The 13,553-nt window shown below is 39.0% G+C and carries 11 protein-coding genes; 8 read left to right on the forward strand and 3 right to left on the reverse strand.

Annotated features, from left to right (window positions below):
- Window positions 1-104: 104 nt before the first annotated feature.
- From FPL17_RS15790 to gmk, 3 genes are all read right to left on the reverse strand, one after another.
- Window positions 105-2,222 (reverse strand): RelA/SpoT family protein, encoded by a 2,118-nt coding sequence (locus tag FPL17_RS15790; protein ID WP_159886086.1) that lies wholly within the window; start codon window positions 2,220-2,222, stop codon window positions 105-107.
- Between the two features lie 300 nt (window positions 2,223-2,522).
- Entirely contained in the window at window positions 2,523-2,801 is a 279-nt protein-coding gene (gene rpoZ / locus FPL17_RS15795; protein WP_004657467.1) for a DNA-directed RNA polymerase subunit omega, read from the reverse strand.
- A 69-nt stretch (window positions 2,802-2,870) separates the two neighbouring features.
- Window positions 2,871-3,494 carry a guanylate kinase gene (gene gmk / locus FPL17_RS15800; RefSeq protein WP_005185484.1) on the reverse strand — a complete coding sequence of 208 codons (624 nt, stop codon included), beginning with the start codon at window positions 3,492-3,494 and terminating at the stop codon, window positions 2,871-2,873.
- A gap of 103 nt (window positions 3,495-3,597) precedes the next feature.
- Between gmk and ispH the strand changes: the two genes are divergently transcribed.
- The 8 genes from ispH (at window position 3,598) to FPL17_RS15840 (ending at window position 13,083) form a co-directional block, all read left to right on the forward strand.
- The gene (gene ispH, locus FPL17_RS15805) at window positions 3,598-4,548 is read left to right on the forward strand and encodes a 4-hydroxy-3-methylbut-2-enyl diphosphate reductase (protein WP_159886088.1); all 951 of its coding nucleotides are present in this window, start codon (window positions 3,598-3,600) and stop codon (window positions 4,546-4,548) included.
- A 140-nt stretch (window positions 4,549-4,688) separates the two neighbouring features.
- Window positions 4,689-5,252 (forward strand): pilus assembly FimT family protein, encoded by a 564-nt coding sequence (locus FPL17_RS15810; RefSeq protein WP_005209212.1) that lies wholly within the window; start codon window positions 4,689-4,691, stop codon window positions 5,250-5,252.
- On the forward strand, window positions 5,249-5,788 hold the full coding sequence (pilV, locus tag FPL17_RS15815; RefSeq protein ID WP_159886090.1) for a type IV pilus modification protein PilV: 540 nt from the start codon (window positions 5,249-5,251) through the stop codon (window positions 5,786-5,788). Before FPL17_RS15810 ends, pilV begins: the two co-directional genes overlap by 4 nt.
- A 124-nt stretch (window positions 5,789-5,912) precedes the next feature.
- Window positions 5,913-6,839, forward strand: coding sequence for a PilW family protein (locus FPL17_RS15820; protein WP_241351949.1), 927 nt, complete (start codon window positions 5,913-5,915; stop codon window positions 6,837-6,839).
- Window positions 6,840-6,849: 10 nt separating this feature from the next.
- Complete coding sequence (locus FPL17_RS15825; RefSeq protein WP_159886094.1) at window positions 6,850-7,602, forward strand: pilus assembly PilX family protein; 753 nt, start codon at window positions 6,850-6,852, stop codon at window positions 7,600-7,602.
- A 15-nt stretch (window positions 7,603-7,617) separates the two neighbouring features.
- Window positions 7,618-12,096 carry a pilus assembly protein gene (locus FPL17_RS15830; RefSeq protein ID WP_159886096.1) on the forward strand — a complete coding sequence of 1,493 codons (4,479 nt, stop codon included), beginning with the start codon at window positions 7,618-7,620 and terminating at the stop codon, window positions 12,094-12,096.
- Between the two features lies 1 nt (window position 12,097).
- Complete coding sequence (locus tag FPL17_RS15835) at window positions 12,098-12,649, forward strand: type IV pilin protein (RefSeq protein WP_159886098.1); 552 nt, start codon at window positions 12,098-12,100, stop codon at window positions 12,647-12,649.
- Window positions 12,649-13,083, forward strand: coding sequence for a type IV pilin protein (locus FPL17_RS15840; RefSeq protein ID WP_159886100.1), 435 nt, complete (start codon window positions 12,649-12,651; stop codon window positions 13,081-13,083). The genes FPL17_RS15835 and FPL17_RS15840 overlap by 1 nt, the downstream gene beginning before the upstream one ends.
- The last annotated feature ends 470 nt before the right edge of the window (window positions 13,084-13,553 follow it).

Raw genomic sequence — 13,553 nt, forward strand, 5'->3', positions numbered from 1 at the left:
GCGAAAGTGCTGAATACTGCGTAGTCGCTGTTGCATAGATTGATTGTTAGGATTTTTATATCTCTAAATGCTGTAGCTGATTCACTGAATATCTACAGTGAGATTTAGTTAGCTGTCGCTAATTTTGCAACCTCAGGCTGGACGATTGGCATGTTTAAGCGCTCAATACGAGGAAAACCAAAATGCATTCTTAAGTCGCGAATGATCTGTGCGATTTGATTACGGTTACTCACCACAATATTGACATAGGTTTTTTGGTCTTGAGAGTGAACCATTTCTACGCCAGTCTTTGCTTTTCGACATTGATAGATCAAATCAGAAATTTGTTCATCATTCATAGCCATATGAATACACAGATAAGCACTGAAGCGAACATCGTCAATTTCTTCAGATTGCCAATGTAGAGGCATGATATTTTCAGGATGTAGATGTTGTTCATGTAATAAGTTGCGACAACGGGAACGATGTACGATCAAGCCTCGTCGTGACAGATGGCCCTGAATTGGATCACCCAGTACAGGATTACAGCAATGCGCATATTTTACATCAACGCCTTCTGTACCAATAATCAAACGATCAGATACTTCTTGATGTTGTGAATGGTAGTCCTGAGCAAATAGATGATTTGCGACCAGCTGTGGTAATAGATCTCCTACAGCAATTTGCTCGAACAACGTATCCTTACTGCTTAAGTGTCGCCACTCGAGGACGTTAATCCAATCAGTCGGTGAAAGATCATTGATGGAACGCTGGAACAGTTTTAAGGCACGATTTAATGCCTGCTGCCCAACTAAGCGTTGTTCTTCAATATCTTGCTCACGGAGTATATTTTGTAGTGCGCGGCGTGCTTTTTGTGTATTGATGAAGCTGAGCCAATCTGGATTTGGGGTAGCAAGCACATCGGTAATAATTTCCACCACTTGTCCGCTGTGTAGCGGTGTCGACAATGGACGAATTTCACCATCAACTTTTGCACCCACGGCATGGTTGCCTAAAAATAGGCTGGCAGAATAAGCAAAATCAACCACGGTTGCTCCCTGCGGTAATTCATGCAGTTGACCATGTGGCGTATACACCCAGATTTTTTCTTGGTGTAAATAATCGAGCAAATCGCTAAATGTGGTTTTAGCACAACCACTATCAATCAATGTATTCAAGTTTTGCATCGAGGCTTGAATCGCTGAACGGCAGGCTTGGGGTGCATTTTCCCCAAGTACAACACCAAAACGAGCTGCTTTACGCATTAGCTCAGTCTGAATGGTTAGAGACAGTGTTGTTTTTTCGCCTTTCAGCTTAATCATGAGCGATTGGTTGCCGCCTGGTAGAGGGCGGCGAATATGATCTCGATATTGTAAAACTTGGAAATTGTCTTTGAGTGCTTCAACTAAACGGTCACAATCGGCGATGCTTTGTAAAATGATTTCAAAAGCATGACTATGACTGAGTTCATTGAGATCAATTTCATTTTTTACGAAATGGCGGAGTAATTCGATATTGTTATTTTTCTTTTTAATTCGGCCTTTTAGCTCATGGGTTTTTAATAAGTCAGAGAGTTTTTGTTCCCAAATTGCCTGATATTCACAACGTCTAGGCTTGGTTTCTAATAATGCAGTTTGCACATCATTAAACATATCTAAATCAAGATTTTGATAGCACAGATGTTCAAGGTTATCTGCCATCTCATTCATACCAACAAGACGCGCCATTGGGACGAAAACATCGAGTGTTTCCTGCGCAATACGCGCTCGTTTGTCAGGACGAAGAGCACCCAAGGTGGTCATATTATGATAACGATCAGCCAGTTTAATAATAATGACACGCGGGTCTTGTAGAGTCGCTTGTAAAATTTTTCGGAACGATGCGGCTTTGTTATATTCTTTATCACTGGAATGGCTCAGTTTGGTGACACCATCCACGAGTTCCGCAACAACTAAACCGTATTTTTGTCCAATTTCATCTTTGGTAAATTCAGTATCTTCAATCACATCATGCAATAAGGCAGCCATAAGTGTATCGGCATCAAGACGCATGTGCGCCAAAATGCAACTCACTGCAATCGGGTGTAGGACATAGGGCTCACCACTTTTACGCGTAATACCGCTATGCGCTAAATCAGCAAAATCGCAGGCAGCAAGCACACGTTGAACGTCACTATCTTGGAGATAGGCTTCAATAATTGCTTTGAGCTGTTGCTTGGCTTGGCTGACCTCTTCGCCTGGCATATAACACCTTTTATAACATGAATTCAGTAATGATCGGGCTAGTTGATATTTCAACCTTGCATTGCGTTATCGAGAATACATCGGGAGCGATGAAGGCTCCGCAAAACTAGGCGTGAAACATAAACCTTGTCCCTAGCCTCTAATGAAAAGCATATTGCTAAACTTGTCAATTTGTTCATTATAAAAACTCGTAAATTTTTTCAATGAAGGATATTGCTTTTATCAATATGCACCGAATTTTGCAAGAAAGAAAAAAGCCCAGAGTCTTCACAATGGGCTTTTACACAGAACAAATTCGATTTAGAAAGTGAAACCTTCTAAGTTTAATGAATTTGTAGACAGTACCATATCAAGATTTGATGTTTGGTAGTCTTGATCGCGCTGTTTTAAAATTTCTTTAGTCACATGACCAACCGCAATTTCGCGTAATGCAACAACTGTTGGTTTATCATTATCCCATTCTACAGTTGGTTCCATACCTTGACGTGCTAATTGACGTGCACGTTTACTCGCTACCAGTACTAACTCAAAGCGGTTATCTACGTGGTCTAAACAATCTTCAACGGTTACACGTGCCATAAGTTGTCTCGTTTGAACATTACATTTGAAAGACTGAGTATTATAAAAGGCTTTTATACAAGACTCAAGTTATTCGCGATTAAGGGTAATTAAGTTTTCAATTAATTGTTGATGACGATTGCTTTGTTGCAAGGTGACCAAACGGTTTGCAGTGATGATCGCTTCTAAATCATGTACCGCTTTATTGAAATCATCATTAATAATAACGTAGTCAAAACTGGCAAAATGACGCATATCTTCAACGGCACATCCTAGGCGATGTTCAATCACATCAACAGAATCCGTACCTCGATTTGAAAGGCGCTGTCTTAAATCATATTGTGTTGGTGGAAGGATAAAAATTTGTTTTGATTCAGGAAATAGTCGACGTACCTGTTCAGCACCTTGCCAGTCAATTTCAAGTAAAACGTCATGACCTTGCTGCAGTTGTTCTTTTACTTTGGCTTGTGAGGTACCGTAATAGTTTCCGAATACTTCTGCGTACTCAATGAAACCACCTTCTTCAACTTGTGCTAAAAAGGTTTCTTTATTGGTAAAATGATAGTGAACACCATCAAGTTCACCAGGACGTTGACCACGTGTAGTATGTGAGACAGAAACGTGGAGGTTGCTGACTCGATCGAGTAGGGCTTTGACCAAAGATGTTTTGCCTGTTCCTGAGGCTGCAGAAACGACAAACAAGAGACCCGACATGATATTTTTCCTGAATATGATAAAATATCTTGGCTATTGTAGTGTAGCGTGCCATTAAACGAAATAGTTTGGTGTAAAAATTCAGTTGATGAGAGAGGATGTTATGGAAATCGTGTTGGCCAATCCACGAGGCTTTTGTGCTGGTGTTGACCGTGCTATAGCAATCGTCAATCGGGCACTGGAATGTTTTAACCCACCTATTTATGTCCGTCATGAAGTGGTACATAACAAATTTGTGGTCGATGACTTACGCCAGCGTGGTGCTGTTTTTGTGGATGAACTGGATCAGGTTCCTGATGATTCTATTGTGATTTTTAGTGCGCATGGTGTATCTAAAGCGGTACAGCAAGAAGCAGATCGTCGTGGTTTAAAAGTATTTGATGCAACTTGTCCGTTGGTGACTAAAGTGCATATTGAAGTGACCAAGTATGCCCGTGAAGGGACCGAAGCCATTCTGATTGGACATGAAGGTCACCCAGAAGTTGAAGGCACCATGGGGCAGTATGATAAAACTAAAGGTGGCGCAATTTATCTAGTTGAAGACGAAGAGGATGTCGACGCATTGATGGTGAACCATCCTGATAAGGTTGCTTTTGTCACACAAACCACGCTTTCAATTGATGATACGGCCAAAGTAATTGATGCTTTGAGAGCCAAATTCCCAATGATCCAAGGGCCACGTAAAGATGATATTTGCTACGCAACACAAAACCGCCAAGATGCGGTGCGTGACTTAGCTGAGCAGTGTGATGTGGTTTTGGTGGTGGGTTCACCAAATTCATCAAATTCAAATCGTTTACGTGAATTAGCTGAGCGCATGGGTAAGTCGGCCTACCTTGTCGATAATGCAGATCAGCTCGAAAAAGATTGGTTTAAAGCTGAGAGTAAAATTGGTGTCACTGCGGGTGCATCAGCACCTGAAATTCTCATTAAACAAGTGATTCAGCGTTTACAAGATTGGGGTGCAACACCACCTAAAGAGTTAAAGGGTCGAGAGGAAAATATCACTTTTAGTCTACCAAAAGAGTTGCGTATACAGGTGATACAAGCCTAATTTTATTAGAAAAATGTGAACTAGAAACGGATGAAGAACACTCCATCCGTTTTTTTTTGGTGCTTATCAGCTTTGTATTGGTTCTGTAAAAATAAAATTTAATATAGAGTGGTGAATTTTAATAATTGGGTGCTGGGGAAATGGGGAAAACTCGGGGATTCACCTTAATTGAGTTGATGGTGACGATTACGGTGATGGCTGTAATTGCGATGATGGCGGTGCCTTCATTTGGTAATTTAATTGCGAGAAAGAAGCTAGATACAACAGCGAAAGAATATGCCTTACTTTTTGGTGAGGTGAGAGGTAAGGCAATTGGATTACAAAAAGAAATAACAATCAAGAAATGCCCTATAGTCGGCGGAAATGAAGAATGTCCGTCGAATACTGCAACGACCTATTATCAGTCTGCGAAGGTTGGAAATTTGAATCTTACAAGTGATTATGTGGGTCATGGAGATATCATTTTAAAATTCGGAGCAAATGGTTTAACGAGTTCTTTAAATACAAGACCTATTCCTAATCCTAATTATATTGCGAGTAATCCGACAGATTTAACAACAAATCCTCCAACAAATCCTCCAACCATAGATGAGATTGTGCCACTTGAATTTACGTTGTGTGACTCAGTGTTAAAACAGAGCAGAATTATTTTAATTTCAAAAGTGGGTACTGTTGACAGTATTACTTCGGGGGCTTGCACATGAGTAAAATTTCTCAGCGAGGTGTTGGCCTTATTGAGGTATTGGTTGCACTTGTCATTTTGGCATTAGGTGTATTGGGGTTCACGGCTTTACAACTAAGAGCTTTAGATGCAGCACAAGAGGCTACAGAGCAATCTGTTGCAATGAATACAGCACGAGATTTAGCTGAACGAATACGTGTAAATAGAACGGCTTTAGCTGCCTATAAAACGGCAATAAATATAAAAGTAGCAGATGACGATAAGCTAACTTGCATTGGTACAGAAAGTCGGGATGCTAGTCCAACTACTAAAAAAATAGATGTACCTAAATGTAATCCAACTGTTATGGCACAACATGATGCGGTTGAAATTCTTAAGAAAATAAATGCTCAAGGACAGACGATTGTTATTGCAGATTGTGTAGGAAGTTCTTTGAGCTGCATTTATGTTGCTTGGGGTAAGACAAATATTACAGCGAGCAATATTAGTCAATGTGTTGATACAACAACAGGTGTTTATCAAGTCGATACCAAGTGTTTAGTTATGGAGGCATTCTAGAATGAAGCGTCGATCAACTAAATGTAATTTAGAGAATAAATTTATCTCTACTTATGAGGATGGTACTTTGCAAGCGAAAGCGTATTTTGCCCAGCGCCATTCGGGGTTTACTTTAATTGAATTGATGATTGCGCTTGCTTTAGGGTTATTAGTGAGTGCAGTGGCAATTCAGTTATTTTTGACAAGCCAGCGCAGTATTACAACTCAACAAGCAATGATGAATTTGCAAAACTCGACATTATTTGGTTTGGGAACCATGATTAATGACATCCGTTTAGCAAATTATAATTCATCTCAACCTTATGTTAACGATAAGGTTTTATATGGTGGTGTTGTACTTTCCGCAAATAATATCTCTGCAAATTTACCTACTTTTACCATAAATTCAGAGTTGTTAACTCGTGGTTCAGTTGGACCTTCAAATTTGAAAGACCAGCAAAGTGATCAGTTGGTTATTCAATATCATGTCAGCACTGCAAATCAATACGATTGTGAAGGCCGAGGTTTAGCCTCCGGTGACTATGTGGTGGAACGCTATTTTTTAAGAGCTGATAGTAATCGAAGTGATCCAAATCAGCCTCTTGCCTTGGCCTGTAAGGCAGCTCGCTATACAGCGGCAAGTGCAAAAACGAATACGACATTAAATCTGGCTGGAAATGGTGAAATTATTATTCCTCGGGCTGATCACTTTAGTGTGAGATTAGGTGTTGCATTTGATGGGGCAAATTCGACATGTGATGCGGTTACAGAAACAGCAGCAAGTAGTATAGCTAATATTGTTCCTGATACTCGATTAGATTGTTTTAGTTATATGAATATTGAAAATTATCGAGCTTTAACCGGTGAAAAGCCTCAAATTGTTTCACTGCAAATAGGTTTACTTGTACGTTCAACAGATACTGGCGGAAATAATCAATTTTTTGATACTGATCAAAAATATAAGGTTCTTAATGTTGATGAAAAGTTAAAGACTGATGATAAAAACAAGCTTTATTTGCGTAGCGTAGTTACACAAACCATCGCGATACGTAATGGCTTTGGTATTCAGTAAGGAAGCTAGTATGAGAATGCAAAAAAGAAAAAAATCACAGTCTGGCTCGGTCCTTATTGTCGTATTAATTATGCTCGTTCTTGTTACTTTAGCTGGGACGTGGGCGATACGAGGCAGTATTAACTCTTTAAAAATTGCGACGAATGCCCAAGCTCAGGCTTTACTCAAACAAACGAGTGACTCTGTTTTTTTTACTTTGGAAAATAAAACAGATAACGAACTTTCTTTTGCTCAAATGCGTATTGGTGATGGTATGTTGAATTATACCTTAAGACCTGAAAATAAAGGGAAAGAGCTCGTATTTTGTATTCGTGGAGGGACCACGGATAACTTTGAAGGTAGTCGTTTGGCAAGTGTAGTTTATTGGGATGGAACGACGATTAAAAATACAGAAATGGGGAAAAATGGTTTCTGTCAAATGAGTCGCATAACAGATTTTTTGAGTAGCCGTAATGCTGTAATGACACAAGTAACAGTGCGGGCAGCTGCGAATGACCGTGATTGGGAACATATGATGGAAGGCGATGATAAAGAAAGCTCAAAAAGTACAGGTATTCAAAAGGTCACCATTACTGCTACTTCTCTTTTACCAAATTTGAGTGATAGTTCACGCTCAGATATCAATACCTGCTTAACAGATTATACAAGTTTTGTTGATGATGGCGCTTCAAATGATACGGTTACAGATTGTTTGTCAAAGAAAAATGTTCCATATAGTACGCAAGAAATGGAATACACCATCAAGACTGTACGTGCATCCTAAAAAGGAAAATAAATCATGAAAAAACTAGAAACTAAAAAAGTTTACCAAAATGATGCACGTTTAGAGGTGCAACATAACAATTGGCTGAATCAAACAAAAGTAGGAATGGTTACTGCTGTAATTACATCGTTGATATGTGCAAGTATACCAACTTATGCCGCGGACTTAGAAATTTATAAAGTTCCAGAGGATAGTGTTGGGGCAACAACTCTTATGATGATGTTAGATTTATCAGGGAGTATGGGGTATGGGTCTGGCTATTCAAATACTTCTATGAGTATTCAGGAAGATTATAATGTTTGTGTTGGTTCACGGACTAACGTTAAAGAAGATTCGTCCTCAACTTCATATTATTCTCGTTATTATTGTGCTGTACCTGCCAATACCACAAATCAAAAAGTTACTGGCTATTGGTCCCCCTCAGCAACAGATGCAAATCGAAAATGGGTAGCTGGCTGTGAAAAACAATCTGATAATTCTTATCGTTGTTATGATCGTTTAACTCGTTTAAAAGATGGGTTGCGTCAAGTGTTGGAAGGGACGCCAACAGTTCCTCGTATCGATGATAAAATTATTCTTGGCCTTTCTACATTTGCAGGAAATAATGGATATATTCGTATACCAGCAAGGGCTTTAAATGCTGAATCTGGAGTAACAAAACAGGTGCTGGTAACAAAAACAAGAACCGTTTATGACACTGTGCCAATTTATGAGACTCGACAGGAAGAATATGTTATCACTCCAGCAGTGCCTGCGTATAACCGCCTTTATTGGCGTCGAGTAACCACTTCTTCTTCTGGTACAAATTATCGTTATAGTACATGCTCGTGGAATGCTACAACGAAAGTGTGTACGTCGTGGTCAAATCTTACATCAACAGTACCTAAGAACCCCAACTTTGATAGTAGTAAATTATCTACCTCGTGTTCAATTAGTGGATATTATAATTGTCGGGAGTTCTATGATGCGATCCCAGCTGTTCCAGCTGTTATGGGAACAAGACCTATACAAGTTCAAATAGGTACTGAACAAGTGCCGCGTATAGAAACGTATACAGAATGGGAAACACAAAATGTATTACAACGTGAATTATTACTAAATAGTTTAAAAAACCTAGATGCCAATGGCGGTACGCCTACGCCCTATGCATATGCAGAAGCTGCTGCTTATTTAATGGGGACAACAACTGTCACGACGATGCCAAATAATCTACAAGTCTATTTTGGTATGGATGATAATAGAGTAAGTAATAGTACAAGATACTATGCAAACTGTACGGTCTGGAGTGGAACTAACTGTACAAGTTGGAGTTATTGGAATAATACAGGTAGTACTTTTACACCGCCATCAGGGTATACAAAAGCGACTAATAAATCCACCTTTGTTACAAGTGATGGAAATTCTTATACTGGGTATTACTACAGTGGTCCTAGTCCCTATAATTATTCTGGTTTTACTCTATCGTCATCAAATACACAAAAAGATGGAGTGTATGAAAGTCCAGCTTCTATTACATCTCAGAAAAATAATTCAGCTAAAAAAGAGTGTAGTGGGCAAGGTATTTATTTCTTAACGGATGGGCAACCTCAGCCAGGAGGAATTGTTACTGGTTCAGATGGGAAGAGTGGAACAGCATATAGTTTGATGAGTACTGCTCTAGGTTCAAAATCAAGTTTATTTAGTTGCTCAGCAAGTCCTTTAGGCAAAAGAACTGGATATGATGCTCCTGCAAATGGTTGGGCTTGTGTTGGTAAATTTGCTCAAGCACTACTTGACCCAAATCAGAATCCAACAGCGCTGAAAATTCAGACAGCTGTTGTTGGCTTTGGTAGTAGCTTTGGTGGGGGAGCTACAGAGTCAGATGACATTAAGGATGCGAAAGACTGGGGGATTGTTGGTGATGGTGGTTGGATCGCAGGATCAAGTCCTGAGGATGTTTCTAAAAGTATCAATGATTTTATTAATAAATTGAATAAAGATGTACCAAGTATGAGTACGGGTTCATCAACAATTCCTATGGATGCTTTAAATCCAAGTATCATTCAATCTTATGCCTATTTCCCTCAATTTGAACCTAAAGTGAATCCTGCTGATCAACAGCAACTTTGGTTTGGGAACCTAAAGAAATATTATGTTGTAAATAATGGTGTTTATGCAAGTGCAAGTGGTGGAGCAGCTAATACAGTTGTCTTAAAGAGCCAGTTGCAAGATTTGGCTGATATTTGGGCGAAATCAGGTATAACTTACCCAGAAAATACTCCTATATATAAAAAAGGTGGTGCACTAAGCCAATTACTGTTAGGTACTGTGACCACAACAGATGATAAAGGAAAACCAAGCACTGCAGCAGGACGTAAACTCCTGACGGATTACACATTTGATGGAACAAAAGATGAGGCTAGTAGAGTTAGTCGGAATTTTGATTTAAATCGTATTGATTATAATTATACGACTAATGATACAACGAAAACGGATGTTGCTTCTCGTGTAAGAGGGTTAATGGCACTGTTGGGATATAATATTAGCTCTGACACAGAAACAAATAGTTTGGACTTAACAACAGCAACTGCAAATTTACGCCAAATGTGGAGTGTCTACCACTCACTTCCTATCCTTTTAACTCAAGAAGGTAAAGCAATTGCGGAGACAAATGCAACGACCAATAAGGTGCAGATTAGTACAGTAGGACGTAAAGATTATGTGATGTTCGGTACTACTCAAGGTTTATTAAGTGTCGTAGATGCTTCTAGTGGAGTTGAGAAATTTAGCTTTGTTCCAAAAGAAATGATTGAAAAACAGTCTGAAACATTTAAGGCAAATGCTGGAAGTTTAGCAGGTGGAAAGAATGCATTGTATTATGGAATGGATGGTGAATGGACAGCGCATACTGTTTATGTCACTAAGTCCGATGGTACTTTAACAGTTAAAGGTACTGTGCGTAATGTGATTGGCTCCACCAAAGAAGAAAAAGAGAACTTAAGTGGGAAACAATGGATATATGGTGGTATGCGTATGGGAGGCCGAAGCTATTATTCATTAGATCTGACTGATATTGAGAATCCTAAACTTAAGTTTCATATTGATCCGAGCACTGGTAAAGTTTATTCGCCAGATCATCCAGAAGGAAAAATTTTCTCACCGATTACCAATATGGGACAAAGCTGGTCTAAACCTAAACTGGATTATGTTAACTGGAAGGGTAAACGTAAATTGGTGATGTTCGTTGGCGGAGGATATGATGCTGGTGGAACAGGTGGTGATGGTACGTGGGCTAATGGTATCCGGACTGGTTATGCTGGTTATGAACATTATAATTACAATCAAGATAATAAGCGTGGTGCTGGTGTATATATGTTCGATGCTGATAAAGGAGATTTATTGTGGTATGCCGATGCAAATGCGGAGCCTGATACCGAACCTACTTCTGGAACAGGGACATCAACAACTGAAGCCATTCCTCATTTAGTTAACAATGATTTAAAATACAGCGTGGCCAGTGAAATTAAAACTGTAGACCGTAATAATGATGGTATGGTCGATCACATTTATTTTGGTGACTTAGCTGGGCAAGCATTCCGTATAGATTTTGCTCGCAGTAAAGAGAAATTTAATACTCAAGGTACAAAAATTTTAAACGTACACCAGACAGATGGAACGAGTCCTAGGTTCTATTTGCCACCAGTGTTTACTGCCCATCATAGCGCTGGTAAAAAAGAAGGGGCGAATGTAGTTGTTGTTAGCTTTATATCAGGAAATAAAAGTTCTCCATTACTAGCAACGAGCGATTCTCCAACGACAACAGGTAAAACAGATCCATTAGGTTTACAGTTTGATGCTGTGTATGCAATCTACGATTATGAAATTCATCCAGATGGGACTTTTTACCCAACCTCACATGTTGCAGCGAGAACATTGGCTGCAACAGATGCAGGAACAGCTTCGACAAGTCAGTTAAAATACATAAGTAATAATGAGGTTGTTCGTAATGATACTGCTACTACTCTGGTGAAAGGTGCAGATGCAAACTCTGAATCAGGCTGGGGAGGATGGTATTATCGTTTTGAGAAAAAATTCAGTTCAACTGGTTTGAACCGAGTAGATGCTGGTCCAAGTATTATTAAAGGATTGGCACCTCTTATAGCGATGGAGGGTAATTTATATGTCACGATGTATGATGCATCAAATAATGGTACATCATCGAGTTGTGGGGCAGGAGTAAAAGGGCATAGCTTTACTCAACGCATTTGCTTGCCGACAGGTGTTTGTGCTGAAGATGCAAATTACATGTATAACTTAGGTGCTGGTATTAATTCTTTGAATGTTGGTTCTGTTAGCGGAGGAGAGACCAAAGCTGTTGTTGTTCAAGACCCTGAGGATGTTGGTGTAGGGTGCGTTGGAACTGCGTGTAAGACAGGACAAAAGTTTATTACCGCTGGTGGATCGATGCGTTTTATTCCAAATCGTTGGTATGAACGTTATGCCAAGGTGAATTAAGATGATAAAAATGGATCTACATGTTAATCGAGGATTCACTTTGATTGAGTTGATGGTTGTAGTTGTAATTGTGGCAATTTTTGCAGCAATTGCAATTCCCAGCTATCAGCATTTTACACGTCGAGCAATAGCAGCACAGGCACAGCAAGAAATTCAAAAAATCGCTGAGCAATTGGAAAGACATAAGTCTAAAAATTTTACTTATAAAGGATTTAATGCAAGGTATTTATATCCAACACCATCATCTCCAAGAGTAGATAGTTTTGATTCCTCAACTCAAACGCTTTCTCTGCCTTTAGAGAGTGCTAATCCGACCTATATAATTACTATTTTGGACGGTAGTAATGCCAATCCGTTATTAACAGCATCTAGTTCTGAAGGGCAAAGTTGGGTAATTACTGCAATAAGCAGTGATATAAAAAATTTTTCATTTGTCCTTACTAGTTCTGGTATGAGATGTAAAACAATTACGCCAACAAATATTAATATTAACCCTGGTTCAAGTACTCCACCTGCCAAGGTGGAGTGTGGTGCAGGAAGTGAGGACTGGTAGTGAATTATAAAAACGGATTCACATTGATTGAATTAATGATTGTTGTAGCGATTGTGGCGATTCTTGCTGTAATTGCTTATCCGTCATATCAAGAATATGTAAAAAGAACAAAGCGGACAGATGCACAATCTGAAATGATGATGATTGCCCATACGCTCAGTCAGTTTAAAGTTACTCGCGGGACTTATACTAGTGCTGCTTTAACAGGTTCTTTTGGCGTATATGGGAGTACAGTGACGCCTAAATCAGGAACTCCCTTATATGATTTAACACTGACAACAACAGCATCTACTTGGACATTAACTGCTACACCTAAAATAAGTACTTCACAAGTAGGTGATGGAAGTATTGTATTGAATTATTTAGGGCAAAAATGTTGGATCAAAGGTTCTAGCTGTACTCCATCCGCAACAACCAACTGGGACGGTCGCTAACTCTTTAACACCTTTATGAACACTTTAAAAAGCAAACATTCTGAATGTTTGCTTTTTTTATACTTATCCATATGTATTATTTAACATCTTTAACAATAATAATTAATGAATGTGACTTATTTATCATTTGTCTGCTGTTACCTACCTTTTATCTCTTAAAGGTGGATTTAAGTGCATTTTAGATAGAAATTGGTATTAAACATGAAAACAATCACGAAAATAACGTTCATTTCATTAATATAACGATTTGATTTTACTGACTTAAGAATGAGATACCTGTCGAGGTAAAGTGAAAATAATACGTAGAATCAAAACTTATTAAGAATAATTGAAATGCTCGTTACAACAAAAAGATTTGTGCATATGGAGGACTATATGCAACAAGCACACTCTGCAGAGCCGAGAGCTCCATATTCTTGTGAAGTTATACTTCTTGGGACAAAACTTTATTTTGTTCAGTTTTCTGCTCG

Source organism: Acinetobacter dispersus (assembly GCF_009884975.1).
Classification (GTDB): domain Bacteria; phylum Pseudomonadota; class Gammaproteobacteria; order Pseudomonadales; family Moraxellaceae; genus Acinetobacter; species Acinetobacter dispersus.

Coding starts and splice junctions, on each gene's coding strand:
- FPL17_RS15830 (WP_159886096.1), top strand. CDS start 7,618: ATGAAAAAACTAGAAACTAAAAAAGTTTACCAAAATGATGCACGTTTA.
- pilV (WP_159886090.1), top strand. CDS start 5,249: ATGAGTAAAATTTCTCAGCGAGGTGTTGGCCTTATTGAGGTATTGGTT.
- rpoZ (WP_004657467.1), bottom strand. CDS start 2,801: ATGGCACGTGTAACCGTTGAAGATTGTTTAGACCACGTAGATAACCGC.
- FPL17_RS15820 (WP_241351949.1), top strand. CDS start 5,913: ATGATTGCGCTTGCTTTAGGGTTATTAGTGAGTGCAGTGGCAATTCAG.
- FPL17_RS15790 (WP_159886086.1), bottom strand. CDS start 2,222: ATGCCAGGCGAAGAGGTCAGCCAAGCCAAGCAACAGCTCAAAGCAATT.
- ispH (WP_159886088.1), top strand. CDS start 3,598: ATGGAAATCGTGTTGGCCAATCCACGAGGCTTTTGTGCTGGTGTTGAC.
- FPL17_RS15825 (WP_159886094.1), top strand. CDS start 6,850: ATGAGAATGCAAAAAAGAAAAAAATCACAGTCTGGCTCGGTCCTTATT.
- gmk (WP_005185484.1), bottom strand. CDS start 3,494: ATGTCGGGTCTCTTGTTTGTCGTTTCTGCAGCCTCAGGAACAGGCAAA.
- FPL17_RS15835 (WP_159886098.1), top strand. CDS start 12,098: ATGATAAAAATGGATCTACATGTTAATCGAGGATTCACTTTGATTGAG.
- FPL17_RS15810 (WP_005209212.1), top strand. CDS start 4,689: ATGGGGAAAACTCGGGGATTCACCTTAATTGAGTTGATGGTGACGATT.